The 25,279-nt window shown below is 69.5% G+C and carries 27 protein-coding genes and 3 pseudogenes; 17 read left to right on the top strand and 13 right to left on the bottom strand.

The window, feature by feature from the left end:
* The coding region (locus AB0M95_RS30710; protein WP_363771998.1) for a VOC family protein at positions 1-314 on the bottom strand (314 nt) is incomplete at its 3' end.
* Positions 315-600: 286 nt separating this feature from the next.
* Here AB0M95_RS30710 and map point away from each other — a divergent pair.
* On the top strand, positions 601-1,425 hold the full coding sequence (gene map / locus AB0M95_RS30715) for a type I methionyl aminopeptidase (protein WP_363772001.1): 825 nt from the start codon (positions 601-603) through the stop codon (positions 1,423-1,425).
* Positions 1,426-1,658: 233 nt separating this feature from the next.
* On the opposite strand, the gene AB0M95_RS30720 is transcribed toward map, so the two are convergent.
* From AB0M95_RS30720 to AB0M95_RS30730, 3 genes are read right to left on the bottom strand one after another with little or no spacing between them, the layout of a single operon-like run.
* Positions 1,659-1,826: a hypothetical protein gene (locus AB0M95_RS30720; RefSeq protein ID WP_363772004.1), complete on the bottom strand. Its 168-nt coding sequence runs from the start codon at positions 1,824-1,826 to the stop codon at positions 1,659-1,661.
* Positions 1,823-2,311 carry a hypothetical protein gene (locus tag AB0M95_RS30725; RefSeq protein ID WP_363772007.1) on the bottom strand — a complete coding sequence of 163 codons (489 nt, stop codon included), beginning with the start codon at positions 2,309-2,311 and terminating at the stop codon, positions 1,823-1,825. Before AB0M95_RS30725 ends, AB0M95_RS30720 begins: the two co-directional genes overlap by 4 nt.
* The gene (locus tag AB0M95_RS30730) at positions 2,296-2,556 is read right to left on the bottom strand and encodes a hypothetical protein (RefSeq protein WP_363772010.1); all 261 of its coding nucleotides are present in this window, start codon (positions 2,554-2,556) and stop codon (positions 2,296-2,298) included. The genes AB0M95_RS30725 and AB0M95_RS30730 overlap by 16 nt, the downstream gene beginning before the upstream one ends.
* A 362-nt stretch (positions 2,557-2,918) precedes the next feature.
* Here AB0M95_RS30730 and AB0M95_RS30735 point away from each other — a divergent pair, with 362 nt between their 5' ends.
* The 8 genes and pseudogenes from AB0M95_RS30735 to AB0M95_RS30770 all read left to right on the top strand — a co-directional run bounded on the left by AB0M95_RS30735 (position 2,919) and on the right by AB0M95_RS30770 (position 8,398).
* Positions 2,919-4,196, top strand: coding sequence for a hypothetical protein (locus AB0M95_RS30735; protein ID WP_363772013.1), 1,278 nt, complete (start codon positions 2,919-2,921; stop codon positions 4,194-4,196).
* Between the two features lie 106 nt (positions 4,197-4,302).
* Positions 4,303-4,467, top strand: a pseudogene (locus AB0M95_RS30740) (transposase); the annotation flags it as partial.
* A 501-nt stretch (positions 4,468-4,968) separates the two neighbouring features.
* Entirely contained in the window at positions 4,969-5,295 is a 327-nt protein-coding gene (locus AB0M95_RS30745) for a PadR family transcriptional regulator (RefSeq protein ID WP_363772016.1), read from the top strand.
* Positions 5,292-5,648: a DUF1048 domain-containing protein gene (locus tag AB0M95_RS30750; protein ID WP_358520713.1), complete on the top strand. Its 357-nt coding sequence runs from the start codon at positions 5,292-5,294 to the stop codon at positions 5,646-5,648. Before AB0M95_RS30745 ends, AB0M95_RS30750 begins: the two co-directional genes overlap by 4 nt.
* A gap of 1 nt (position 5,649) precedes the next feature.
* Positions 5,650-5,976: a DUF1048 domain-containing protein gene (locus AB0M95_RS30755; RefSeq protein WP_358520711.1), complete on the top strand. Its 327-nt coding sequence runs from the start codon at positions 5,650-5,652 to the stop codon at positions 5,974-5,976.
* Positions 5,977-6,009: 33 nt separating this feature from the next.
* Positions 6,010-6,420 carry a hypothetical protein gene (locus AB0M95_RS30760; RefSeq protein WP_363772020.1) on the top strand — a complete coding sequence of 137 codons (411 nt, stop codon included), beginning with the start codon at positions 6,010-6,012 and terminating at the stop codon, positions 6,418-6,420.
* 164 nt (positions 6,421-6,584) lie between these two features.
* Positions 6,585-7,943: a serine hydrolase domain-containing protein gene (locus AB0M95_RS30765; RefSeq protein ID WP_363772023.1), complete on the top strand. Its 1,359-nt coding sequence runs from the start codon at positions 6,585-6,587 to the stop codon at positions 7,941-7,943.
* Positions 7,944-8,101: 158 nt separating this feature from the next.
* On the top strand, positions 8,102-8,398 hold the full coding sequence (locus AB0M95_RS30770) for a hypothetical protein (RefSeq protein WP_363772026.1): 297 nt from the start codon (positions 8,102-8,104) through the stop codon (positions 8,396-8,398).
* Here AB0M95_RS30770 and AB0M95_RS30775 read toward each other — a convergent pair.
* Together AB0M95_RS30775 and AB0M95_RS30780 are read right to left on the bottom strand one after the other, a co-directional pair.
* A complete protein-coding gene (locus tag AB0M95_RS30775; protein ID WP_363772029.1) occupies positions 8,395-8,838 on the bottom strand; it encodes a hypothetical protein in 444 nt (147 codons plus the stop codon). The genes AB0M95_RS30770 and AB0M95_RS30775 overlap by 4 nt on opposite strands.
* A gap of 237 nt (positions 8,839-9,075) precedes the next feature.
* Positions 9,076-9,681 (bottom strand): XRE family transcriptional regulator, encoded by a 606-nt coding sequence (locus AB0M95_RS30780; RefSeq protein ID WP_363772146.1) that lies wholly within the window; start codon positions 9,679-9,681, stop codon positions 9,076-9,078.
* 87 nt (positions 9,682-9,768) lie between these two features.
* Between AB0M95_RS30780 and AB0M95_RS30785 the strand changes: the two are divergent.
* Positions 9,769-9,945, top strand: a pseudogene (locus tag AB0M95_RS30785) (SAM-dependent methyltransferase); the annotation flags it as partial.
* A gap of 54 nt (positions 9,946-9,999) precedes the next feature.
* On the opposite strand, the pseudogene AB0M95_RS30790 reads toward AB0M95_RS30785, so the two are convergent.
* Positions 10,000-10,341 (bottom strand): annotated as a pseudogene (locus AB0M95_RS30790) (ATP-binding domain-containing protein); the annotation flags it as partial.
* A gap of 1,024 nt (positions 10,342-11,365) precedes the next feature.
* Between AB0M95_RS30790 and AB0M95_RS30795 the strand changes: the two are divergent.
* The 3 genes from AB0M95_RS30795 to AB0M95_RS30805 all read left to right on the top strand — a co-directional run bounded on the left by AB0M95_RS30795 (position 11,366) and on the right by AB0M95_RS30805 (position 14,543).
* Positions 11,366-12,334, top strand: coding sequence for a D-alanine--D-alanine ligase family protein (locus AB0M95_RS30795; protein ID WP_363772032.1), 969 nt, complete (start codon positions 11,366-11,368; stop codon positions 12,332-12,334).
* 5 nt (positions 12,335-12,339) lie between these two features.
* Positions 12,340-13,716: a UDP-N-acetylmuramoyl-tripeptide--D-alanyl-D-alanine ligase gene (murF, locus tag AB0M95_RS30800; RefSeq protein ID WP_363772035.1), complete on the top strand. Its 1,377-nt coding sequence runs from the start codon at positions 12,340-12,342 to the stop codon at positions 13,714-13,716.
* Positions 13,717-13,850: 134 nt separating this feature from the next.
* A complete protein-coding gene (locus AB0M95_RS30805; RefSeq protein ID WP_363772038.1) occupies positions 13,851-14,543 on the top strand; it encodes an aspartate/glutamate racemase family protein in 693 nt (230 codons plus the stop codon).
* Between the two features lie 49 nt (positions 14,544-14,592).
* Here AB0M95_RS30805 and AB0M95_RS30810 read toward each other — a convergent pair whose 3' ends face one another.
* Complete coding sequence (locus tag AB0M95_RS30810) at positions 14,593-16,650, bottom strand: AAA family ATPase (RefSeq protein ID WP_363772041.1); 2,058 nt, start codon at positions 16,648-16,650, stop codon at positions 14,593-14,595.
* A gap of 153 nt (positions 16,651-16,803) precedes the next feature.
* Positions 16,804-17,376 carry a D,D-peptidase/D,D-carboxypeptidase VanY-N gene (gene vanY-N, locus AB0M95_RS30815; RefSeq protein ID WP_363772044.1) on the bottom strand — a complete coding sequence of 191 codons (573 nt, stop codon included), beginning with the start codon at positions 17,374-17,376 and terminating at the stop codon, positions 16,804-16,806.
* 191 nt (positions 17,377-17,567) lie between these two features.
* Here vanY-N and AB0M95_RS30820 point away from each other — a divergent pair, with 191 nt between their 5' ends.
* Genes AB0M95_RS30820 through AB0M95_RS30830 form a run of 3 tightly spaced genes read left to right on the top strand, consistent with a single transcriptional unit; the run spans position 17,568 to position 20,235 of the window.
* Positions 17,568-18,242, top strand: a complete 675-nt coding sequence (locus AB0M95_RS30820) for a response regulator transcription factor (protein WP_363772047.1) — start codon at positions 17,568-17,570, stop codon at positions 18,240-18,242.
* 8 nt (positions 18,243-18,250) lie between these two features.
* Positions 18,251-19,753 carry a HAMP domain-containing sensor histidine kinase gene (locus AB0M95_RS30825; protein ID WP_363772050.1) on the top strand — a complete coding sequence of 501 codons (1,503 nt, stop codon included), beginning with the start codon at positions 18,251-18,253 and terminating at the stop codon, positions 19,751-19,753.
* Complete coding sequence (locus AB0M95_RS30830; protein ID WP_363772053.1) at positions 19,750-20,235, top strand: hypothetical protein; 486 nt, start codon at positions 19,750-19,752, stop codon at positions 20,233-20,235. The genes AB0M95_RS30825 and AB0M95_RS30830 overlap by 4 nt, the downstream gene beginning before the upstream one ends.
* A gap of 318 nt (positions 20,236-20,553) precedes the next feature.
* Here the strand turns inward: AB0M95_RS30830 and AB0M95_RS30835 are convergent, their stop codons facing one another.
* The 4 genes from AB0M95_RS30835 to AB0M95_RS30850 all read right to left on the bottom strand — a co-directional run bounded on the left by AB0M95_RS30835 (position 20,554) and on the right by AB0M95_RS30850 (position 24,137).
* Entirely contained in the window at positions 20,554-20,829 is a 276-nt protein-coding gene (locus AB0M95_RS30835) for a hypothetical protein (RefSeq protein ID WP_363772055.1), read from the bottom strand.
* Positions 20,830-20,956: 127 nt separating this feature from the next.
* Positions 20,957-21,829: a sugar phosphate isomerase/epimerase family protein gene (locus AB0M95_RS30840; protein ID WP_363772058.1), complete on the bottom strand. Its 873-nt coding sequence runs from the start codon at positions 21,827-21,829 to the stop codon at positions 20,957-20,959.
* Positions 21,826-22,989, bottom strand: a complete 1,164-nt coding sequence (locus AB0M95_RS30845) for a dihydrodipicolinate synthase family protein (RefSeq protein WP_363772061.1) — start codon at positions 22,987-22,989, stop codon at positions 21,826-21,828. Before AB0M95_RS30845 ends, AB0M95_RS30840 begins: the two co-directional genes overlap by 4 nt.
* On the bottom strand, positions 22,986-24,137 hold the full coding sequence (locus AB0M95_RS30850; RefSeq protein ID WP_363772064.1) for a Gfo/Idh/MocA family oxidoreductase: 1,152 nt from the start codon (positions 24,135-24,137) through the stop codon (positions 22,986-22,988). The genes AB0M95_RS30845 and AB0M95_RS30850 overlap by 4 nt, the downstream gene beginning before the upstream one ends.
* A gap of 118 nt (positions 24,138-24,255) precedes the next feature.
* On the opposite strand from AB0M95_RS30850, the gene AB0M95_RS30855 reads away from it, so the two are divergent.
* Complete coding sequence (locus AB0M95_RS30855; protein ID WP_363772067.1) at positions 24,256-25,278, top strand: LacI family DNA-binding transcriptional regulator; 1,023 nt, start codon at positions 24,256-24,258, stop codon at positions 25,276-25,278.
* Position 25,279 lies beyond the last annotated feature (1 nt).

Here is a 25,279-nt window from a genome sequence, read left to right on the forward strand (position 1 = left end):
GGGACGTCGCGCTGGCCCACGTCGGCGGGCGTCGCACCGAGAGCCTGGAGGCGCGCGACCAACTCCGCCTGATGGGCCGCAGAGGTGGTGGCGAGGTCGATGTGCACGCGGTTCTTCACCGTTTTGTGTTCCGGGACGGCAAGGACGTCGACGCAGACGGCGACGGGGTCGGGGTAGGCGAAACCCTCGGGTTCGACGTTGGTCTCGCCGGGTTCGTCGCCGGTGACGTTCCAGCCGAGCGCCTCCGCCCAGAACCGGCCGAGCGCGGAGTTGTCACGAGCATTCATCGCAATCTGAACAAGCCGCATCGCCATGCCGCCGATCCTATGCCCGCGCCGATCATGAACCACCGGTCCCCGGGGTTGAGGAACCTGCTTGCGCAGGGTTTCCGGCGAGATGCCGGCCGCGTGCGCGACTCGCTAGGTCGCGTCCCGCTCGCGTGTGGCGCAGCCAGGGCACCGAGACGCCTGCCGGCTTCGATCTGCTCAGGTGTGAGCGGTTGGCGGACCCTGCTCCCAGGATAGGGCTGGTATTACTATACCGGCCAGTGTGTTAGGGTGGCGGTATAACTATACCGCCACCCTATGAAGCGAGGTATTCATGATCGAACTGAAGACGCCTGCGGAGATCCAACGCATGCACGTGGCCGGGCGTTTCGTCGCCGAGGTGCTCTCCGAGGTCGGCCGACTCGCCGACGTGGGCGTCAACCTCCTGGACCTGGAGCACCATGTGCGCGGCATGATCAAACGGCGTGGGGCAGAGTCGTGCTACTGGGACTACGCGCCGTCCTTCGGACGCGGCCCGTTCCGCAACGTCATCTGCCTGTCGGTCAACGACGCCGTCCTGCACGGCCTACCCCACCACTACACGCTGCGTGACGGCGACGTACTCAGCGCGGACCTCGCGGTCAGCGTCGATGGCTGGGTGGCCGACTCGGCGCGCACGGTCGTCGTCGGGACCGCCGCCGAGGAGGACCTGCGGATCATCCGCGCCACCGAGGAAGCGTTGGAGGCGGCGATCGAGGTGGCACGTCCGGGCAACCGCCTGGGTGACATCTCGGCGGCCATCTGGGCGGTAGCCCACGACTACGGTTACCCGGTCAGCACCGAGTTCGGTGGCCACGGCATTGGCCGCACCATGCACGAGGGGCCCCACGTTTCGAACAAGGGCCGGGCAGGGCGCGGCTTTACGCTCCGGCCGGGCCTGACCCTCGCGCTCGAACCCTGGTTCGCCCGCACGACCGACCGGATCGTCTACGACGCCGACGGCTGGACCATTCGGTCGGCGGACGGCTCGCGCACGGCCCACTCCGAGCACACGGTAGCCATCACCGAGGACGCCCCCGTGGTGCTCACCCGGCGTGAATCGGAGAGCCCGGCAACGCGGGCTGATTCCGCCAGTCGGCTATCCATAAAGGACGCCTAAGAGCACGTCGAGCACGTCGAGCACGTCGAGCACGTCGAGCACGTCGAGCACGTCGAGCACGTCGAGCACGTCGAGGATATGCTGGGTGCCGCGCACGAGCCGAGTGACCGAGCAGGACGGCAGCCGGTCGGTGCGCAGGCCGTCGAGTACGCGGCGGATCGCTTACCCGATCACCATCGGCTCAGTCCTCGCCAGGGCTGCGAGACGGACTCCTTCCCAAGACGATCATCGCCTCAGACGTGGTGTCCAGGAAAGCGGGTCTCCAGCTCGGCCGTGTCCGGGTCGCGCAGGGGCCGCATGGCGCCCTGCGGCAGATTCGGGTTGGCGTACACCGCCTTGCGCCACGCCAGCGGCACCAGCTTGTCGTCGACTTCGCGCGGCAGCAGCGGCTTGACGCTCACTTTCCGCCCCGCCGGCGCAGGAAGGCGACGGACCCCGGCGAGAATCCGCTTGCCACCGCACCCAGCGCGTTCGACTCACCCAGCAACGCGAGGAACGGCCTCACCGTTTGTACCAGGTCGCGAGCGCGTTGCGCATGGCGATCTCGGCCGAGTCCTCGTCCTCTGGTACCAGGGACGACCGTGGCGGCCGCGGTCAGCACGGCGGCCCGCGGGGCGACTTCCTCCACCGCCGCCCACAGCGCGGCCACGTCCACGTCCACGTCCGCGCCATGCTCCTCGACGAGCTCCAGTTCCTCGAACAGCACCTTTGCCGACCGCGCGAGGGTACGCGACGCCTTCTCCAGCTGTGGCAGCGTGGACAGCCGTTCCTTGTCCGTCCTCCGCTTCGCCGTGCTGAGCAGCCGGGTGGCCGCGAGCACCTGAAACAGGTCCAGGGGTTCGTCGATCGCCTTCGCCTCCAGGCGCCGCATCACCGCGGTGAGCATCGCCGTGCGCTTCGGCTCCGAGCCGCACGCTCCAGCAGCGGCGCCTTCGACCCGAGCGCGTACCGGGCCAGCGCTGCCAGCCGGTTCGGGGGGATCTGCGACAGCTTCAGGCGTCCGAGCTGGAACGCGGAGATCTCGTCCACCCGCTCCAGCGTGCGGGCGATCGCCGTGCCCGTCGTCCGCGTCGACGGCCGGCGCAGCCGCTCCAGCTCCGAAATCCGCCTGCCCTCCGGCGTCTTCAGCATCGCCTGGCACGACGACCGACGGTAATGCCGCTCGACGTCGGTCAGGGAGCTTCCACCGAAGTCGGCCGTAGGGGCTTCCGCCTGTGCTAGAGGCTCATGATCAACGGCTTGGCGTTAACCGCTGTACCGATGTTCCCCGAGGGGTGAGACCCACCGTGAGCATTCACGACAGGGCGCCCCGGTCCGACCCAACCAGGCACCCCGATCACAACCGCTTGACGGTGCTCGCGCCGGTGCCGGGCGATGGGCGATAGCTTGCGGGAACTGCACTTCTCGTGAGTGATAGGCCATCGCGGCGCGCGCAACGAATCTGGTTTTTCGAATTTGATTTTCTAGAAAACAGAAAATGCTAGGGTCGGCGTGTGACGGCGGAGACGGTGGACGAGGGGCGCACGGCGCCCGGGTCGGGGCGGGACGCTTCCGGGGAAGCCGCCCCGGGCGGGGTACGGCTGTGCAGGCACTGCGGGGCGGTGGTCGAGCAGCGTGGGGGACGCGGCAGGCCCAAGGAGTACTGCGCGCAGGGCGACTGCCAGGCCGCCGCCAAGCGCGAGCGCGAGATGCGACGCGCCACCCCCGGGCTGGAGGGCGCGCTGGCGCGGGCCGAGGAACTGTACGAGCGCATGGAGAAAGGGCTGGCGGCCGCCATCGGCCCGCTGGCCCAGGTTCTGGCGGACGAGCTCAGCCCGGCGGGGGTGGAGGCGCGCATCAGTGCCGTGCAGGCCGAGGCCCACACCCGCGTGGCGATCGCCCGCACCGAGCGTGAGCAGGCGTTCGAGCAGGTACGCCTGGCACGCGAGGCCACCGAGCACGCCCGCAGGGAACGCGAGCAGATGCGCCGCCAGGCCGAGGAGGCCCTGGCCGAACGCGATACCGCCCTATCGGACGCCGAGACCGCCCGCGAGCAGGCCCTCGCCGCGCTGCGCGAGGCCGCCACCACCGAACGCGTGGCCAAACAGGCCGCCGACCAGGCCACCCGGCGCGCCACCCGCGCCGAAGCCGCCCGCGACCAGGCCGTACGCGAGATGGAGGAGCGCGTCGAGGCGGCGAGCGCCGAGGCGGCCGAGGCCCGCGCCGAAGCCGCCCGCACGGCGCAGCTGGCGGAACAGGCCGGTGCCGAGCGCGACACCGCGCGTGCCGAGGTCCGCCAGGCCCGGCGGGCGCGCACCGAGGCCGAGCAGTCCGCCGCGGCCGCGGCCGCCCGCACCCAGTCCGCCGAAGCCGAGCGCGACCGGGCCCAGGCCCGCGCCGAAGAGGCCGAACGGGTGCGTACCGAGGCCGTGGGGCAGGCCGCGCGCGCCGCGGCCGACGCAGAACAGGCCTCCACCAGGGCGGCCGCCACCGAACGCGAGGCCGCCGCGCGGGTACGGGCCGCCGGGCGTGAAGCGACCGCGCGCGTCGAGGCGGCGGAGGCTCAGGCGTCCGAGCGCGTACGCGCGGCCGAGGAACAGGCGACCTCGGCGCGGGACCTCGAGCGCGCCGCCACTGCCGAACGCAACCGGCTGTCGGGGGCGCTGGAGATCGAACGGGCCCGCGTCGAGGACCTGCGCGCCCAGGTGGAGTCCCTGCGCGCCGAGTCCGCCCAGCTCCGCGAACGCGCCGTCACCGCCGAACTCCACGCGTCGAGGCCCCCGGCCTCGTGATTCAGGCACGAGGCACGCGCCGAGATGGCCCCGGAGTCCTAGGGCCTGTCCTTCCTGTGCTGGTGTAGATCATTCCTTCGTGGATGAACGCCTGAAACGTCACGATCTGACGGAGGAGGAGTGGGCGCGGCCGGTGCCGTTGCTGCCGGCCCACCCACGCCAGGGGCTTCGGTGGAACGATCACCGGACGGTGATCAACGGGATCTTCTTCCGAGCCCGGACGGCATGCCCGCGGCGGGACCTGCCGGAGTTCCACGGGAACTGGAAGACCGTCTAGTTGATCAGACCGTTCTTCGCCCGTTGCCCGAACGGGGTGCGGACAGCGATCAGGTAGATCGTCCCGAACACCAGGAGGTACAGCGGAGCTGAGATCCGTGGCCTCGTCCGCGAAGGGCGGCGTTCGACCGTGGTTCCCGGGACCGAGCCGGAGGCGTTCGGGTGCGTGGACGGGGGTCGGGGATCTTGCTGAGTCATCGCTCTCTCTGTCCCCGTGGGGAGTGGTCCGGTCGCCTGCCTCCTCTGGCACGCTGTGGGTCGGCCGGGCCGGTGGGCTCGGGCGGCCCACGGGGGATCCGCTCCTATTCGAGCGTCAACGAAGGAGTCGACGTCGCCGGGCCAGGTGGTGATGTCGAGCATCCAGTCGCGGGCCGATGATTCGAATCGCTTCCGTGGTCTGCGCTCGCCGCCCGCTAGGCATTGGTTCACTACTCTGTGGTACTTTGTAGTGGTACTCGGTACTACAAAGTACCAGGCGGACCGAAGAGGACCCACGATGGACGACCTGACGGAGATGCTGAAGGGCACGCTTGAGGGCTGCGTGCTCGAAATCATCGGCAGCGAGGAGACCTACGGGTACGCCATCACGCGTCGACTGAACGAACTCGGCTTCGCCGACGTCGTCGAGGGGACGGTTTACACCATCCTGATGCGGCTGGAGAAGAACGGGCTCGTCCAGGCGACGAAACGACCGTCCGGGCTGGGCCCGCCGCGCAAGTTCTATGCGCTCAACGACGCGGGGCGCGAAGAACTCGCAATGTTCTGGGCTAAATGGGAGTACATCACATCACGCATCGACAAGCTCAAGGAGAGCGGGAGATGAACTTCTGGGAGACCATGACAGGCAGCGATCTCACCAGGGAATGGAAGGCGTTCGAAGCCCGGGCCGAGGCATTGCCGGCCGACTACCGGGCGGCGTGGGAAGAGATCAAGGGTCATCTTTCTCCCTACTCGGACTTCACAGGTCGAAACCTGATGCCGATTCTCGACAATGCTCTGGTGCTGCTCGAAGAGACAGCGTCCGATGGGCAGAGCATTCACGAGGTGCTGGGTGACGACATCGAGGGCTTCTGCGCGGCGCTGGCCGGCGGAGAAGGGGCTCGGAGCCATCGCGACCGGTGGCGCGCCCAGTTGAACAGGAACGTCGCAAAGAAATTGGGCCGGCTAGGAGGCTGACGTGGGCATCCAAGACATCATCGAGGGCAAGAAGCAGTGGCGGGCGCACATGGCGCGGGTCAAGGCGCTCCCGCCGGACTATCAGATCGTCTACAAGGAGATTCAGAGGTACATCTTCAAGGTTGGACCGATCGACTTGCTTGACGGGTCCCTGCTCTCAGGGATCATCGATTTCTTCGAGGAGGGCGTGGCGGCCAACAGGGGAGTCCTGGAACTCATCGGCAACGATGTCGCTGCCTTCTGCGACGACCTGATCAAGGACTCGCGCACCTACGCGGACATCTATCAGGCGTCCATCAGCGGGAAACCCGGCACGGCCGAGAAGTAGCACCCGTCGACCGGTGCCGGCGGAGTTTCTTCGATGGGTGAGCCGAAGGAGAACATCGGGCCCCTGACCGTCGACAGCCTGCTTGCCCGCTGCGCGCGCCGAATCACGCCGGTTGTCTCCCGCCGAAGCCGCCGTCGCGGTCGCCTGCGGCGCTCGGCTGGTGGACACCCGCCCGCACTTCCAGCGGGCGGCCGACGGCGAGATCCGGGTGCGATCGTCATCGAACGCAACCATCTGGAATGGCGTCTCGACCCTGCCAGCCTAGCCCGCATCCCTGAGGCGACCTGCCACGACGTCGGCATCACCTGGGACGAGCTCGCGCCGGTGCTGCGGGTCGGCGACCGTCGCGCCGCCCAGCGTCGCCACGCCCGCCTGCTGCAGACCGCCCGCGACCGCCAGGCCCTCGACGCCGGCGAGGACCACTTGCGTGTCTTCTGCGAGTAGGCGCCGTCCACTTGGACGGCCCCCCGGGAGGGTGCGGGAACACCCCCTCCGAGGCCGCCGCCCGCTACAGCAGAGCGCGGCGAACGGAACCGATCCGCGAAGTCGTCCGGGGAGGACCCTGCGGAGCTCGCCGAGGAGTCTGTTCGGAGCTACCCGGAGGGTCAGTGGACCAGTCCGAGCGGGAACGGCTGACCAACGCCATCGATGGCGGCACCCGGGCGACAAACCGTAACGAGAGAATGGACATCCGAATGACAGCCGATCAGGGCCGCGACAACGCCTCCGTGAGCAGTGGTGGTGACGACCTCGAGCACGGTGTAGAGGAAGGCTGGGGAAAGCTCGCTGACGCGTTCCGCGCGAACTTCGAGGCCCCCGGCGAGGTCGGCGCGGCGTGCAGCGTCTATGTGGGCGGCCGCCCCGTCGCCAATCTGTGGGGCGGGCTCGCCGATCGCGAGGCGAACCGACCGTGGCGCAAAAACACCATCGTCCAGGTCGCATCCACGACGAAGGGCGCTACCGCGATCTGTGCCCATATGCTGGCACAGCGCGGTGAGCTGGATCTGGACGCCCCGGTGGCCCGGTACTGGCCGGAGTTCGGCGCCAACGGCAAGGAACAGATCAAAGTGCGCTGGCTGCTGTCACACCAGGCCGGTCTCCCGCTCGTCGACGGACCGCTGACGTTCGAGCAGGCGTGCGCGTGGCACCCGGTCATCCGTGCACTCGAGGCGCAGAAGCCGCTGTGGCAGCCGGGCACCGAGCACGTCTACCACTCCGTCACCTACGGGTTTCTGGTCGGGGAGGTCGTGCGTCGGATCACCGGCAAGTCACTCGGCACGTTCTTCGCTGAGGAGGTGGCCGCCCCTCTCGGGCTGAGCGCCTGGATCGGGCTGCCCGAGGAACACGAGGAACGGGTGGCCCGGCTCCACTTCGCCGATGCGTTCAGCGTGGAGGAGCTGCTCGCCGGGATGATCGCGGCTACTGGGCTCGATGCGGATACGGTCACCGCATGGGTCGAATCCATGTGGAGCCTGGGCTCGATCCAGATGCGCGCCGGCGAGCTCGGCGGCGCCTTGGACAACACGTCCGGGGAGTACATGTTGACGCGTGCCTGGCGCGCGGCGGAGTTCCCTGCCGCGAACATGCTCGCGGACGCGCGCTCGTTGGCGCGGATGTACGCCGCCACGGTCAGCGACGTCGACGGGGTTCGGCTGCTCGATCCGTCAACGGTCGAGAGGATGACAGTCGTCCAGACCGACAAGACGCGGATGTACGGGCTGCCGCCGGGCCTGGACATCCCGGCCGACCGCTCCTTCTACATGTCGCTGGGGTTCTGGCGAGCATGCCCTCCGGCGCCGATGGTCGGGCCGGGGTCGTTCGGCCACCCGGGCTCCGGCGGATCGATCGCCCTCGGCGACCCCGATGCCGGTGTCGGCTTCGGCTACGTCACCAACCTCTGGAACTTCCGGCCCGACGACCCGCGGGCGTCGAACCTGGCCAAGGCCGTCCGATCCTGCCTTGGTTGAGACAGCCCTCGTGGGGGTGGGACGCCGAATACGCCAGAAAGGGGCCGTGGCCGCGCGTAATCGCTGGTCAGATGTGGTGCTCAGACCGCCAGCGGCGGGGGAAGAATGGGGGAGAGAATCCAAGCCAAAGAATGATCTTGAGTGGTGTTCAGCTTGGGATGTCAGTCTCGTGGGCCGAAGACCTGTTGTTCAAGCCGTTCCATCAGCTCAAGATCGGCACTGCTGCCCGGTCCCGTGATCCGGGCGCGAACCGGCCGCCGCAGGCCGGTGGTGTCCGCCTCCTCTTGCTGGTCCTGGGCGCGGCGGAGATGCACATCACGCTCAATCTTGTTCCGGTACGACCGGAGAGACAGGTTGAGCTGCTGGGGGCGCTGGCGGTCCCCGGCTGCCCGGGTCACCGCACTACGGCGTCCGGCCCTCGAGGGCCGGACGCACGCGTGATCGCGGTCGCCTAGCTGACCCAGGGGCCGCAGAGCCAGGAGCTGGGTTCGGAATCACCGCCCCAGGCCCAGCAGGCGTGGAACCGCTGGTCGCCGTCCTGGGGCCTCCAGGGAACGGACGAGGTGTCCAACTCGATGTAGGAGTTCCAGAGGTTCTTCCTGCTCTGCTTGTGCGTGGTCAGCCAGCCGTAGCTGCCCCACAGCTGCCGCTCGATCTTCACCCAGAACGCACTGCAGCAGCTCGCGTTACCGCTCACGGTGAGGTGCGCCCAGCGCGTGGTGCAGCCAGAGCCGCGTACATGCGTGCTGATGGTGCCGTCCCATCGGTAACTGCCGGAGGCCGCGCCCCCGCACGCGCTCGTGCTCGCGCTCGCGGGCTGGGTGATGGCCAGCGGGAGGGCCACGCAGAAGAGGAGGGCTAACACCGCCGACATCAGTGATCGTGTGAGTTTCATAGCGGTTACTTTCGATCAGTGCCATACCCCCCACAAGACCTTTACGTGATAACGCAAAGGTCTTGCCCGGCGCCGTCGAGAAGCCTGCGGCCCAGCGGGGTGAGGTCGTGCGGGACGGCCGGGCTGCGGCGGGTGCTGGTGATCAGCCCCGCATGCCTCGGCATTCGGCGCGCGGGTCCTTCCAAAGGGAAACCTCGCGGCGGGTGACTGCAGCTGTCCGGGTATCTCTCGTTGAGTTCACCGCCGGCTCCCGCCGTAGGACGGCCGATGTGGGTCGGCGTGTATGTGCGTACGCATCCCTTGCGGGTCGAACAGGATAAGTAGCTCGACGACGCCGCCGTCGGCGGTGCCCAGCCAGTGTGGCAAGGACGTGTCGAACTCGGCTGCCTCACCGGGCGGCAACGTCAGGTCGCGCTCGCCGAGGATGAGCCGCAGACGTCCGTTGAGCACGTACAGCCATTCGAAGCCGTCGTGGGTCTGCGGGGTCGGTGCGAGCGGTTCCGGCTGGGCGGGGATGATCATTTTGAACGCGTGTGTCCCGCCCGGCCGCCGGGACAGCGGCACGAAGGTCATCCCGAAGCTCCGGATCGGCGTGAGGTGGATCCGGGGGTCGCCGGTGCGCGGTGCGCCGACGAGGTCGTCCAGCGGAACGTCATAGGTGCGAGCCAGAGGCAGCAGCAACTCCAGGGTCGCCCGGCGCTGCCCGCTTTCCAGCCGGGACAGGGTGCTCTCCGACACGCCGGTCGTCGCCGCGAGGGCGGCGAGGGTGATGCCGCGGTGACGACGCAGCGCACGCAGTCGCGGCCCCACAGAGTCAAGCACCTCGTCCATTTCGTGGTCCACGAGGCCATCTTGCCAGAACCGCAAGTTTGCGTGCCAAACCGCGGCGAGCCTGGTCAGACTGTGCGCGTACCGGCAGAAGGAGTCTTGATGAGCACCACCGATGCGGTCACGTTCTGGGACGACCTCCACGCGGCCCGACCGGCGGCCATCGACCCGCGGCCGAACGCTCGTCTCACCGAGACGGTTACTGGCCTGGCGCCCGGCTACGCGTTGGACCTCGGATGCGGTAATGGTGGCGACGCGCTGTGGCTCGCCCGCCAGGGGACCAGTGCTGGGGAATCCACATGGCGACTGGATGGTGATGGTGCAGAGCCGTTTGGTGGCGCGGGTGAGGGCGACGTACAGGTCACGTTCGCCGCCTGGGTGGGCTGCGGCGATCTCCGGTGGGTCGATGAGAACCACGGCGTCGAATTCCAGGCCGCGGGCTTGGGAGACCGGTATGACGCGGGCCCACCGGTCGATCCCGGAAGTCGCTAGGGCGGCTGCTCTGGTGTCCGCGCAGATCACCGCGAGCAGATCGCCCGGATGAAAGGCAGCCCGGTGCAGCGCGACCACCGTCTTGCCCGTACCCGGGCCGCCCTGCACCACCGTGACCCCGCGGTGCGTGGAGCGCACGATCGCATCCTGCTCGGCCTGCAGGGTGGCGACCGCGGCCCGCATCCGCCCCGTCCGCCCGGCCTCCAGCACCTGTGCCAGCGCGCCGTCGCCCACGACATCGCCGGCAGCCGGTGCCGAGCCGTCCAGGAGTTCGTCACTCACCGCTCGCACCCTGCGGCCCTCGACACGCAGGTGACGGCGGCGCCGCAACCCCAGCGGACGCAGCGGCGTCGCCTCATAGAACGGCCGCGCCGCCTCCGCCCGCCAGTCCACCACCAGCGGCCTCTCGAACCCGTCCGTGTGCAGGCCGATCCGCCCAAGGTGCAGCACCGTCCCGTTCACCGAGTCGATCCGACCGAAGACCAGTCCCTCCTCGGCCCCCTCCAGCCGCCGGACCCGCCCGGCCAGACGCCCGGCGGCGGCCTCACGCGCATACACCTCGCCCGGGCCCACCGCCTCGGACCGCAGCACGTCCGCCAACTGCGCCCGCACCTCCGCAAGCCGCTCATCCAACAGTCGGTAAGCGGCGGTCACCCGCAGCTGCTCCGACTCCACCTGGCGCGCAGCGCCATCGTCATCGAACCGCACCAGTAGCCAGCCTTCCCCTCGTCAAGGCCCTCCACTATGCGACCGAATTTCCGTGAAAGTAAGGCTTGACTTACCTGCACACGTCAGCCGCCGGTGGTGTCGGGGCGGGAGCTGGCGGAGGCGTTCACGCCGACCGAGGCCGAGGCGGCCGGTCATGTTCGCAGCGCGCTGGAATTGGCTGATGAGGTGGAATGCGGCGGGCGGCGCTTGAAGTCGGCCAGCAGGCATCGCTCGTTCGTCCACAAGCGGCTGGGGGGGTGACTTACGAGGCGGCACGGGTCCGGCAGATCGCCGATGTGACTGCGCGGGCGCGGCCGGCCCGGCTGCTGGTGGTCGACCCCGGTCGCGGCGCACCGCGGGCGCGCTTCGGTCAGGAACTGGACAGCGAATGGCCTGGCGACTGGTCAGGCGAAGAGCCGACACTCGGCAGGCTGGTCCCGCGGCGGCGAACACCGTGCCGCTGGCGGCGCTGTCTCCGTGCCACTGAGGAAGGCTGATCGTGACTGAACGCGTACGCGTGGCTGTGCTGGCGGGTGGGCCGTCCGCCGAGCACGAGGTGTCGCTGCAGTCGGCGCAGGCTGTGCTGGATGCTCTGCCGAGGGATCTGTACGAGCCCGTCGTCGTCATCATCGACCGGCAGGGCAGGTGGCCGGTGGAGCTGCGACGCGATCTGGCGGACGTGGTCTTCCCTGTGCTGCACGGGCCGTTCGGCGAGGACGGCGTCGTCCAGGGTCACCTGGAGACGCTGGGCATCCCGTACGTGGGCTGCGGCGTCATGGCCTCTGCCGTGGCCATGAACAAGGTCGCGATGCGGCGCGTGTTCCTGGCGGAGGACATTCCGGTCACCCCACATGTGTGGTTCACCGAGCACGAATGGCGCACCACCACCGACCACTGGGGTCTGGTGAAGTCGCTCGACTGGCCGATGTACGTCAAACCGGCCAACATGGGCTCCTCCATCGGCATCTCACGTGTCACCTCCATGGAGGAGCTGCGCGCGGGCGTGGAGCTGGCGCTGGCCTACGACCGGGTGGTCATCGTCGAGCAGGGTGTGACCGCGCGCGAGGTCATCTGCGGCGTGCTCGGCGGCTATGACACTCCGGATGCTTCGGTGCCCGGCGAGCTCATCGTGCCCGGCGACTGGCTCGACTATGAGGCCAAGTACCTCAGCCAGGCCGAGATCTCCATGATCCCTGCCGTGCTGCCGGAACGGGTGGCCGAGGGCGTGCGCGAGCTGGCCCTGCGCGCCTTCCGGGTGCTCGGTGGCTACGGCCTGTCCCGTGTCGACTTCCTCTATGAGGAGGACACGGGACGCCTGTACGTGCTGGAGATCAACACCATGCCCGGCTTCACCTCCCGTTCCGTCTACGCCAGGGCCTGGGCGGCAAGCGGTGTCCCGTACCCGGACCTGCTGCGCCGCCTCATCGACCTCGCGTTCGCCAGGAGCGCCGCCAGGAGTGGCTCATGATCCCCATGACGCTGATTGAGATCGCGCAGGTCGTCGGCGCAAGCCTGCATGACATGTGCGACCCGCAGGCGCTGGTGACGGCACCCTCGGCGGTCGACTCCCGCGAGGTGGTGCCCGGCGGCCTGTTCGCCGCGACGGTCGGCGCCCGCGTTGACGGTCACGACTACGCGGCCGGTGCCATCGCGGGCGGCGCCGTCGCCGTGCTGGCCTCAAGGCCCGTCGGCGTGCCCGCCCTCGTGGTCGAGGACGTCCAGCTCGCGCTCGGCCGGCTGGCCAGGCACCTGCTCGAACACATCAGCCCGACCGTGATCGGCCTGACCGGCTCCGTGGGCAAGACCACGACCAAGGACCTGCTGGCCCAGGTGCTCGAACGGCACGCCGCGACGGTCGCCACCGACAGGTCGTTCAACAACGAGCTCGGGCTGCCGCTCACCGTGCTGCGTGCCGATACCACCACCCGATACCTGGTGCTGGAAATGGGTGCAGGCCGGAAGGGCGACCTGACGTACCTGACCGGGATCGCACCGCCCCACGTCGGGCTGGTGCTCAATGTCGGCACCGCACATGTGGAGCGGATGGGAACCGGGCCTGCCGACATCGCCGAGGCCAAAGGCGAGCTGGTCGAGGCACTTCCGGCGGACGGGTTCGCACTGCTCAACGCCGACGACCCGTACGTCATGGGCATGGCCGGCCGCACCAGGGCCGGCATCGTGTTGTACGGCAGGTCGGCGCGGGCGCAGGTGCGAGCAGAAAGCGTGCGGCTGGGCGAGCGGGCGCGGACCGCGTTCGAGCTGGTGACACCCTCAGGGCGCGCCCCGGTCGAGCTCGACCTCATAGGCGAGCACCAGGTGAGCAACGCCCTGGGCGCCGCCGCCGTCGCCACCGCGCTCGGCCTGGGCGCCGCCGAGATCGCCGACGGGCTGAACGCTGCACGGCGGCGCTCCGCGGGCCGGCTGGAGATCGCCGAACGACCTGACGGCATCACCATCGTCAACGACGCCTACAACGCCAACCCCGAATCCATGCGGGCCGGGCTGCGGGCGGTGAAGGCCCTGGCCGGCGACCGTCGTACCGTCGCCGTGCTCGGCGCGATGGGGCAGCAGGCGGACGCCTCCCGCGCGCGGCACGCGGAGATGGGCCGGCTCGTCGCCGACCTTCGCTTCGACGTGCTGATCGCGGTCGGAGCGGGGGATCCGCTCGCGATGGCGGAGGCGGCGGAGTCCTCGAACCCGGGCGTGGCCGTCCACACCGCCGAGGACGTGGCCGGGGCCATCAGGCTGGCCACCGCGCTGCTCGAACCGGGAGACGTGGTGTTCGTCAAGGCCTCCAGCGAGATCGGGCTCGCTGCCTGCGCCCGTGCGCTGGCAGCGCCGCTGAGCTGAGCAAGCGGACGCCGTCTTCGAGGCGATGCTGGAAGGGGGCGCCGAACGGCCGGAACGGCTGAACAGCTTTTGGTCTGCTAAATGAGCAGGCACTCCGTTTAGCTTTCCGGCACAAGCTGGCGAAACGGAGTTCCATGCGCACTATCGGTCTCATCGGCGGGTTGAGCTGGGAATCGACGGTGATCTACTACCAGATCATCAACCAGCGGGTCCGCGAGCGACTCGGCGGCAGCCATTCCGCCAACAGCCTCATCTGGTCGGTCGACTACACGACCGTCGAGGACCTGATCTTCGCCGACCGCTGGGACGAGGTGAGTACGTTGCTGACCGGTGCGGGCAGGAAACTGGAGGATCTCGGCGCCGACCTCCTGCTCATCTGCAGCAACACCTTCAGCCGGGTGAGCGACGACGTGGAGCGGGCCGTGAGCGTGCCCGTGCTGCACATCGCCGACGCCCTGGGCGCCGAGGTCCGCGCGAGGGGCATGCGCAAGGTCGGTCTGCTGGGCACTCGCTTCACCATGGAGCAGCCCTTCTACCGGGATCGGCTGGCCGCCCACGGCTTCGACGTGGTCGTCCCGCGGCGTGAGCAGCGGGAACTGGTCCATCGCGTGATCTTTGACGAACTGGTGCGCGGGGTGCTCCGGGAATCGTCCAGGGACGCGTACGCTCAGATCATCGATGATTTCGCAGACGACGGCGCTGAAGGCGTCATCCTCGGCTGCACGGAGATCGAGCTGCTGATCAGTGAGAAGGACAGCGCCATCCCGGTGCTGCCGACCGCTCGACTGCACGCGGAGGCGGCGGCCGGCTTCGCGCTTGCCGACTGACACGCCCTCGGTCGCGTTCGTTGCCGCCGCGCCGGCGCGATGTGGCGGCTCAGGTGGATCGGTACGCCGGTGCGTCGGTGCCATACAGTTCCCGGTGCCACAGGTCGGCGCAGACACGTTCGATGCCGGCCGTCAGATGGCGGCGGTAGGTGGTGAAAGGGAGGCCGAGTCGTTCCGCGGCCAGCTCCTGGGTGGGCGTGCTGCGGAGGAACGTGACCGACAGCGCCCGGTGGAACTTGACCGAGCGCGGATCCTCGCGCAGGTCGTCGATCGCCTGGCGTAGTAGGTCACCCAGTGCCGTGGCCGGGTTCTGCCCGGCCCGCTCGGCGATCAGCCTGGTGCGCGTCAGTGGGGAAGCGGCCAGCGCGTCCAGCCGCGACAACTGGCGCAACGCCTTGCGAACCGCCTCGGCGAACTCCGCCTGGGACAGCACCGCCAGTTTCGCCGTCGCGGCACTCGGGTCGCCGGCAGGCCCCGCGACGAGTGGTTGGTTCATCCGCTCCAGCCACGCCTGCGCCGGCACCGCGCGCCAGTCATGAACGAACAGGGTGTACGCGTCATCCCCCAGCCGTGGCTGCTCGGAGATGTCACGCATCCCGTAATGCCGTAAATGCTCCACCCACGCTTGGTTCGGAGACCGTATTTCGATAAATGACCATGCCATCCGCTCGGACCGCAAACAATTGCCGATCACTCGCCACTGGATCAAATCCATCACCGGCGAGTTTCCGCGATACGGCGGCAGCGCCCATAGCCGGCTGACCGCCAAATGTTCACCGGCGCGCAACGGCGTGGTAGCACGCGCATGCGCCCACGCCATGGCCACGATGGGATCGGCCGTCAGCTCCTCCTCATCGAGTTCCGCCAGCCGCAACCACGCGGAGAAAGCCACGGGCTCGCCGGTTTCGGTCCGTCGATACAGCCGGAACGCCTCCGGCCGGCGTTCCGCCCAGAAGGCGGCGCAGGCCGCGCCCTCCGCGCCCTCGGCCGCCGTCGCCACCCGGAGCAGCGTCCCGAGGTCCTCCTCCCGCAACACCTGTTCCTGGAACTCGCCCTCTACGTGGCGGCCGTGGAAGTCGGCCGGCGCGTCGCTGTCGCGGTGCAGGTAGAACAGTGCCGCCACCGCGCCGAGCACGTCCGCGTCGCTCGCCGTGCGCACCTTCTCCGCCAGGTGCGCGTGGATGCGGTCGTGCATCACCGCGTACCCCTCGGGGTCCCGCCATCGCAGGTCCGCCTCCAGCACCTCCCGCACCACGTCATGCGGAAACAGCCCGAGACTGCTCGACTCCACGAACGGTAACCGCCGCAACCACCGGAACAACGTCCCGGCGTCCTCCGGCAAGGCCGCGCGCAGCAGGTCCTCCGTCGTCATGTACGCATGCGCGCAGATCTCCAGAGCATGCCGATGCGCCGCCGAAGGCGACTCGCCCACCAGTTGATCCAGCAACGTGGCCACCACGTCCTGATTCGGCGTCCACCGCCTGCCGGCCCCTCCGTCCTTCACCGCCACGGCCGCCCCCAGCAGCAGCGCCAGCGGATGACCACCGGCGAAGGCCAGCAGCGGCTCGCGCGACTCGGCCGGCACCCCGGAGGAGTCCAGCAGGGTCTGCGCATCTCGGGCCCGCAGGTCGCGCAGCGGCAGCACCTCCAGCGCCCCTGCCCATCCCGGATCCGCCTGCCACCGCATATCCGGCGGGTTTCGCCCCGCGATCACCATCAGCGCCCCCATGGGCGCCCGCGGCAGGAACCGCTCGCGAAGCCATCCCTCCAAGCCCTGAATTCGTTCGAAGTTGTCAACCAGCAGCACCGCGTCCGCATCGCGAAGCACCAACTCGGCCTCAGCCTCGGCCGGCGACGGATCCAACATGCGCCCGTCCACCATGGACGCCGGCCGCCCCGCCACCGCGGCCTCGTGAGCGAACCGCCGCAACAAGGCCGACTTCCCGATGCCGCCGGGACCGTGCACGTACAGAACGCTGCAGCCGCCGCCGTACAACGCCGCGTTGAAAACCGCGAGCTCTTCCTCCCGCCCCACAAACGCCATCTCGCGCGCTGCTTGCAGGCGCCATCCCAGCAATCCGGACTTGTTGTTACTCCCCGATGACATATCCCTAATCCCTCTCCGAACGCCCGGTCGATACCGCTGTTGAATGCCCGGGCCGAGCCCTTGGGCGCGCCGGTCGGATTATCGGTTCGGTTCTCGGGCGCAAAGCCGTCAACGTCCCCAAATCGCACACGTGGCCCCAGACCCGGACCTGGGCTATATCTGGCCCCTGTTCTCGATCACGTAGCCCACGCCGGGGTGGGGTCGTCGTCGTGGTGGCCTGCCGCCGCTGTCCGAGCGGTACTCGAAATGCCACCACTCGTTGTCGTACATGCGGTAAAGGTCGTAGCGGGCGCCGTGTTCCTCCAGCCAGCGCGCGCCTTCGTGGGGGCGCACGTCCAGCGCGATGCCCTTGACGTGGCTGGATTCCGCCGGTGGTAGCACGAGCATGCGTGCCGAGGCCGGGGACCCGGAGCGGCGCACCTCCTCGTCGAACATCCGTTGTTGGACAAGGGGATCGCGGTACCCCGAGGTGAGGCCGATGAGCTGGCCGTGACGCCAGAGCGCCTCGGTGCGCGCCGCGGTGAACGCCGACATGGCACCGTCGGTGAGCCCGGTGAGATCCTCGGCGGGGAATCGCATCCGCAACGCCCAGCGGCAGGCCAGTTCGCGGGCGCGGCCAGGACGGCGGACGAACGCCGCCGGCAGCAGGAGCACGGCGAGCACCAGCGTGACCACGGCGAACAGCCGGTCTCGGGGCCGAGGTGGGATGGTACGTGGTTCGTTCATGACGAACTACCATTGGCGCCGGATGTGCGCGCGTTGTCCGCCGCATGTCACGGTTTCTCGACGGCTGCCACCGTCGGCGCGACCGTGACACAACCATGACACGGCGCGGACGAGGCGGGGACACGGCCGGCCGACAGTGGATGGGGTTGACCGGCGGGCAAGTTACGGAGCGTGCGGTGAAACTCGGCGGCGTGTCGCGAGTGTTGTTGATCGAGGATGACCCTGCCGTGCGGGAGGGCCTTGAGCTGGCCCTGACCCGGCATGGGCACCGGGTGCGCGCGGTGGAGTCCGGCGAGCAGGGGCTGGACCGGCTGCGTACGGACCTTCCCGACGTCGTCGTGCTCGACCTGATGTTGCCTGGCATGGACGGGTTCGAGGTCTGCCGCCGCATCCGGGCCGCCTGGGAGGTACCGATCATCATGCTGACCGCGCGCGGCGACGACATGGACGTGGTGGCCGGGCTGGAGGCGGGCGCTGACGACTACGTGGTCAAGCCGGCGCAGCCCAGGGTGCTCGAGGCACGCATTCGCGCGGTGCTCCGGCGGATCGGCCGGGACCAGGCGGAGCTGGAGCGGCACGGGGACCTGACCATCGATCGGGCCGGGCTGGTGGTCGCCACCCGCGGCGCGCCGGTCAGCCTCGCCCCGACCGAGCTGCGCCTGCTGCTCGAGCTCTCCGCCACGCCGGGCCGGGTGCACAGCCGCCAGCAGCTGCTGGAGTCGGTGTGGGAGCACGGGTATTTCGGCGACTCGCGTCTCGTGGACGCGTGCGTGCAGCGGTTGCGCGCGAAGATCGAGGACGACTCGGCGGCGCCCGTCTACGTGCAGACGGTGCGCGGGTTCGGGTACCGGTTCGGGCCGGTGTGAAGCGGCCGGTGGTACCTCGGCCGAGCCTGGGGCTGCGTGCCCGGCTGTTGTTCGCGTTCGCACTGTTGTGCGTGGTCACCGCGGCGGTGGTGGCCGGTGGGATGTACGTCCAGGCCCGCATCGACATCCTGCAGCGGGCCCAGGATGCCGCGGTGCAGGCGATGAGAAGCCGCCTGGAGGCGCTCTACCCGTTGCGGAGTGCGACGCCGGGCCCGGACGAGCTCGGCGAGATCGCCAGCACCATGACCGATGGAAACAGCCGCGCGATCGCCTTCTACCACGAGATGCACTCGCCGGTCGGACCGCCGCCGGGGCGCCCGGCGCCGAGCGGGAACGCGTCGATCTCGGATCCCGGGGTGATTCCACCCCCGATCCTGGATCCCGGGGTGATTCCATCGGGGCTGCGGCGGACGGTGGCCGGCGGGGTCGTCGCGTGGCAACGTGTGGTGTGGCAGGGCGAGCCCATCCTGATCATCGGCACGCCGTTGCTGATCACCGAGCCGGACGGGACGGCGCGGGTGTCCGGTATCGAGGTCTACACCATGCGCAGCCTGCGTCCCGAACAGTTCAGCATCGACCGGCTCGCCGTACGCGCCTGGCTCTTCGGCGGGGGAGCCCTGGCGTTCGCGGTCGTCCTGGCGTTGCTGGCCACCCGGGGCGTGCTGCGCCCGGTGCGCGAGCTCGGCCGGGCGGCACGCCTGCTGGGCGAGGGCGAGATGCGGACCAGGATCGCGGTCCGCGGCTCCGATGAGCTGGCCGAGGTGGCACGCACGTTCAACAACACCGCCGCGGAGCTGGAGCGGCACGTCAAGCAGCTGCGCAAGATGGAGGCCGACGCCCGCCGGTTCGTGGCCGACGTGTCCCACGAGCTGCGCACCCCGCTGGCCGCGCTCGCCGCGGTCGCCGACGTCCTGGACGAGGAGGCGGCCCGGCTGCCCGAGCCCGCCGGCAGGGCGGCCAGGCTGGTCAGCCAGGAGACGCTCAATCTCACCGGGCTGGTGAACGACCTCATCGAGATCAGCAGGTTCGACTCCGGCGTGGCGGCCCTGGCACTGAACGAGGTCGACGTGGCCGAGCTGGTGCGCGCGACCCTGCGTACGCGGGGCTGGTCGGAGCAGGTGCACACCGAGCTTCCAGCCGCCGTGACGGCACGTCTGGATCCGCGCCGAGTGGACGTCATCCTCGCGAACCTGGTCGGCAACGCCCTGCGGCACGGCGAGCCACCGGTGTCGGTACGGTTGTCCGCCGACCCGCACTGGATCGCTCTCGAGGTCCGCGACCACGGGCCGGGGCTGGACGAAGCGGTGCTGCCGCACGTGTTCGACCGGTTCTACAAGGCCAGCGCGGCCAGGGCCAGGTCCGAGGGCAGCGGCCTGGGCCTGGCCATCACGCGGGAGAACGTGCGCCTGCACCGAGGCGACCTCACCGTCACCAACGCCCCGGACGGCGGCGCCATCTTCACGCTGCGCCTGCCACGCCGGGCACACGATCCGGACGGAGGCCCCGAGTGAGTACCGGGCTCGCCCGCCGCGTGCTCGCCGCGGGCCTCGTATCGCTCGTCGCCGTGGCCGGCTGCGGCGTGCGACCCAGCGGCGTCGTCCCCGCCGGCGACCCGCCGAGCGGAGCCGTCGCACCAACCATGACGATCACCCTCTACCTGGTGAAGAACGGCCGACTCAGCGCGGTAACGCGGCCCGGTGGTCGTCCACTGTTCCCAGCGGACACGCTCGCGCTGCTGGCGGCCGGACCCAGCGCGAGGGAGAAGGCGCACGGATTCACCACCGACGTCCCACCCGAAGCCGGCCCGTTCTCGGTAACCGCCGAGCCGGCCGGCCACTTGGTGGTGACCCTGTCCACTCCGGCCGGCGACCTGTCCACACTGGCCGTCGAGCAGATCGTGTGCACGGCTGCCGCCACGGTGCCGGAAAGCCTTGCCCAGATCACCGTCGTCGGTGCTGGGCAGAGCGTCAGCCCCCGGAACTGCCCGGGGTAACGTTGACGCGCTCCCCGGCATGAATGCCGGAGATTCAGCCTGTGCCGCACGTGCGGCACTTCTGCGGCTTCCTGCTTCACCGACCTGCGCCACCGAAGTGGTCTTACCGGGTCTCCACAGGCTTTCGAACCCGAGGGCTCCGTTCCCACCCGTCCGGCGGTACCTGACGCGAGCAGGCTAACAGACGCCGATCCGCCTTGGCGGCGGATCGGCTTTCCCTGCCCCGCTATGCGGGAGAGTCCGCTTCACCCCCGGCCTGAAGGCCGGAGCACTACGGACGAATCCGGTAGCGACTTAGGCAGATCGCCGTGGTCTTGGTCAGATTGAATGGAGCGTGCGGGTGGAGATGCCCCACCACCAGGATTCGAGTGGGTCGTCGGCCATGACCTCGGGCGGGGGCCGGAAGTCGTGGGCGGGCGTGCCGTCCAGGGCGCCGGTCCGGTGGACGATCTCGCGGAGCGCCTCGGCGGCGGGGTCGTCGAACGGGTCGAGGACGCCGAGGATTTCGGGGCCGAGGTTGTACCAATCGGCGAGCAGCGGCAGGTCGTCGTGGTGCTCGGCGGCGATGGCGACGGCGTGGACAGTGTCGATCACGGAGACTCGGCGAGGAGGGGACGTGTCGGGCTCGGTGAGGTGGGAGGCCATGCGACGCCACAGGGCGGAGCCGGTGTCGCAGTAAACGAACGGCGGGTCGACGTAGCCGTCCTCAAGCCAGCTGGCATCAGTCCAGCAGGACCAGATCGACGTATCGCCGCTTTATCGCGGTGAGCACGATTTCTGGATCGGTCGCCCAGACATCGGCGTTGAAGATCTCCACCTCGGTGTCCCCGGCGTACCCCGCGCCGCGCACAGCCCGATGGAAGGGTGCGAACTCGATGTGGCCGTCGCCCATCATCCCGCGGCCGAGGAGTACGTCGGCCGGGAGCGGGGTCAGGAAGTCGCACACCTGGAAGCTCGCGATGCGCGCGCCCGCCCGGGCGATCTGCCGCCACACGTCGGGATCCCACCAGACGTGAAATGTGTCGACGACCACGCCCACCTGCTCCGTGGGGAACGGCTCGGCGAGATCGAGCGCCTGGGCCAGGGTCGACAGGACCGCGCGGTCGGCACAGTACATCGGATGCAGAGGCTCGAGCGCGAGCCGCACGCCTCGCTCTCCCGCGTACGGCGCCAGCTCGGCCACGGCATCGGCCACCCGTTGGCGTGCCCCCTGAAGGTCGCGGGAGCCGTACGGCAGGCCGCCGACGACCATGACAAGGCACGGGGTGCCGAGGTCGGCGGCTTCGTCGATGGCACGCCTGTTGTCATCGAGCGCCGCCTGCCCCTGCTGACCTTCGGCGGTTAGGAAACCGCCACGGCACAGCGATGACACCCGAAGGCCGGCGTCGGCCACCGCGCGGACGGCCGCCTTCACGCCCATCTCCGCCACCGGCTCCCGCCAGAGCCCGATCGACGGGATGCCCGCCCGCGCGCACCCCTCGATCGCCTCGCGGACGGACCACGAATCCGTGGTCTTCTGGTTCAGCGACAGCCGCGACAGGCGTGGGTCGTCCGCGGGCACGTCCGGCGCCGAGCGCCACTCAAGGGGCGTCATGCGACCGCCCCCGCCACTGACAGGTACCGCTCCATGCGCCGTGCGGCGAGTTCGGGGTCGCGCAGCAGGCCGGCCGCGTCGGCCAGGCGGAACGTCTGGGCCAGATGCCGGACGCTCCGGCCGCTCTGCAGGCCCCCGACCATGGTGAATCCGGGTTGAAACCCGTTGAGCCAGGCGAGGAAGGCGATGCCGGTCTTGTAGTACTGCGTGGGCGTGGAGAAGACGTGGCGCGACAGCGGCACGGTGGGCCGGAGGATCTCCAGGAACCCCTCGTCGTCGCCCTGGTCGAGCCGCTGCAGGGCGGCCGACGCGGCCGGGGCGATCGCCGAGAACGCGCCGAGCAGCGCGTGGCTGAACCGCTCGCCGTCGCCGAGGATCAACTCCGGATAGTTGAAGTCGTCTCCGGTGTACACCCGTACCGTCGGCGGCAGCAGCTCACGCAGCCGTGCCTCGCGCTCGGCGTCCAGGAGCGACACCTTGACGCCGTCGACGACGGAGGCGTGGGCGTGGACCAGCGTGACGAACGTCTTGGTCGCGGCGTCGAGATCGGTGGAACCCCAGTAGCCGGTCAACGCAGGGTCGAACATGTCGCCAAGCCAGTGGAGCACGACCGGGGCCGCGACCTGGGACAGGATGCGATCGTAAACTCCCAGATAGTCATCGGGGCCGGCGGCCAGCGCCGCGAGTTGGCGGCTCGCCATGATGACGGCCGTCGCTCCGGTACCCTCCACGAACGCGACCTGCTCCTCGTAGGCGGCGACGACTTCCGGGAGGCCGTTCAGCACGGGCGGAGCCTGGTCTGTCGCCGCTCCCGCCACCACACGTCCGCCGCACGCGCGAGCCTCGGCGGCCGTCCGCCGGACGAGCTCCCGCGTCGCCGTCCAGTCCAGCCCCATCCCGCGCTGCGCGGTGTCCATCGCCTCGGCGACCCCCAGTCCCCATGACCAGAGGTCCCGCCGCACCGACATCGTGGCTTCCCAGTCGAGGCGGGCCGGCAGCCCCGGCGCGTTGTGGCCGAGCGGGTCGGCGACGACGTGGACGGCGGCATAGGCGATCCGGCTGTCCGGGGCCGTCTCTGGGCGCTGCCATCTCACGGGCTCCCGCAACACCAGCCGCTCGATCGTGCCGTCGTCGCGGGGGAGCGAGACCGCCGTGGTCACCGTCCGTCCTCCTCGACCTCGATGCGCCGTCCCTCGCGCGCCGACCGTAGGCCGAGCTCGGCCAGATGCACCCCGCGCACGCCGGACCTGAAGTTCCATGGGAACGGCTCGTCGTCCACGACGTGACGCAGGAACGCCTCCCACTGGACCTTGAAGCCGTTGTCGAAGTGCTCGTTGTCCGGCACCTCCTGCCACTGTCCGCGGAAGTCCTCACCGGCCGGCAGGTCGGGGTTCCATACCGGCATGGGAGTGGCGGCGCGGTGCTGCACTCGGCAGTTGCGCAGGCCTGCGACCGCGCTGCCATGCGTGCCGTCGACCTGGAACTCCACCAGCTCGTCACGATAGACGCGTACGGCCCAGGAGGAGTTGATCTGGGCGATGACGCCGCCCGCCAGCTCGAAGACCGCGTAGACGGCGTCGTCGGCCGTGGCGCGATAGGTGTCACCGTTCTCGTCGACGCGCTCGTGGATGTGCGTCGCGGTGCGCGCGGTCACCGCCTCGACGCGGCCGAAGATCTGCTCGAGAAGGTAGTTCCAGTGCGGCAACATGTCGACGGTGATCCCACCGCCGTCCTCGCTGCGGTAGTTCCAGCTGGGCCGCTGCGCGGCCTGCCAATCGCCTTCGAAGACCCAGTAGCCGAACTCTCCGCGCACCGAGAGGATCCGGCCGAAGAACTCGCCGTCCACCAGCCGCTTGAGCTTGCGCAGCCCGGGCAGGAACAGCTTGTCCATGACGACGCCGTTCTTGATGCCTCTCGCCTCCGCGAGCCGCGCGAGTTCCTCGGCCGCGGGGAGGTCCTCGGCCAGCGGTTTCTCGGTGTACACGTGCTTGCCCGCCTCGATGGCGACCCGGATCGCCTTCTCCCGCTGGGCGGTGACCTGAGCGTCGAAGTAGATCTGGTTGGCCCCGTCCGCAAGCGCGGTGTCCAGATCCGTGGTGTATGCGGTGAGGCCGTGGCGGGCGGCGATCTCGGCGAGCTTGGTCTCGTTGCGGCCGACCAGCACGGGTTCCGGCCATATGCGGCTGCCGTCGCGTGCCGGCAACCCGCCCTGCTCGCGGATGGCGAGCAGGGAACGGACGAGGTGCTGCCGGTATCCCATCCGCCCGGTGACGCCGTTGAGCACGATCCCGATGGTGGTGCGGGACATGCGGTGTCCTTTCTAGGTAAGCGCTTTCCCGATTTACACTAACCGCCCCCGATCGCTGCGGCAAGGGCTTTCCTGAGCGGCTATCCTGGGTGAAACCGCATGGGGAGGGGTTGGATCTGTGGCGACACTGGCTGACGTCGCACGTCTGGCCGGCGTATCGCCGGCCACCGTGTCGCGGATCATCAACGGCAGCAGCAAGCCCGTGGCCGAAGCTCTGCGTGAGCGGGTGCTGGCCGCCGTCGAGGAGTTGCAGTACGTGCCCAACGCGCACGCTCAGCTGCTCGCCCGCTCTCACCGCAGCACGATCGGCGTCATCGTGCACGACGTCTCCGACCCGTACTTCGCCGAGATCACCCGTGGACTGCAACGTGTCGCCACCGAAAACGGGCGACTCGTCATCATTTGCAACAGCTACCGCAATCCGGACAGAGAACTCGAATATGTCGAGCTGCTGCGTGCCCATCAGGTCGCGGCGATCATACTCGCCGGCTCCGGTTACCACGACGACGCCTTCACCGCCAAGATGAACGGCAAGCTGCGCGTCTACCAGGCCACCGGCGGCAGAACCGTGGTCATCGGCCGCCATGACCACGTCGGCGACGCCGTCGTGCCCGACAACGAGAAGGGCGGCTACCTGCTGGGCGCTGAGCTGTACGCCCTGGGCCACCGGCGGTTCGGGGTCATAGCCGGTCCTGAGCAGATGACCACCACCACGGACCGGCTCGCCGGGCTGCGCCGCGGTGCGCGGGAGCATGGGCTGAGGTTGCCGGCCCGGCGCATCGCCTACGGCGACTTCGACCGCGCCAGCGGAATGACCGCCGCCGCGGCGCTCCTCGACGCCGAGCCGAAGCTGACCGCCATTGCCGCGCTCAACGACTCGATGGCCATCGGCGCCCTCGCGCTGCTGCGCTCCCGGGGCATCGCCGTTCCCGACGAGGTCAGCGTGGTCGGCTTCGACGACATGCCTATCGCGTCGGATGTCACCCCCACGCTCACCACCATCCGTCTCCCGCTCGCCGACATGGGCGCCTGCGCCGTGACCCTCGCCCTGCAATCGGCCGAAGGCGATGACGCGCCGCGTATCGTGCAGGTGGGAGCGGAGCTCATCCGCCGGGAGAGCGCCGGCCCGGCGCGGCGGTAGA

Source organism: Sphaerisporangium sp. NPDC051017 (genome assembly GCF_040683095.1).
Classification (GTDB): Bacteria; Actinomycetota; Actinomycetes; order Streptosporangiales; family Streptosporangiaceae; genus Sphaerisporangium.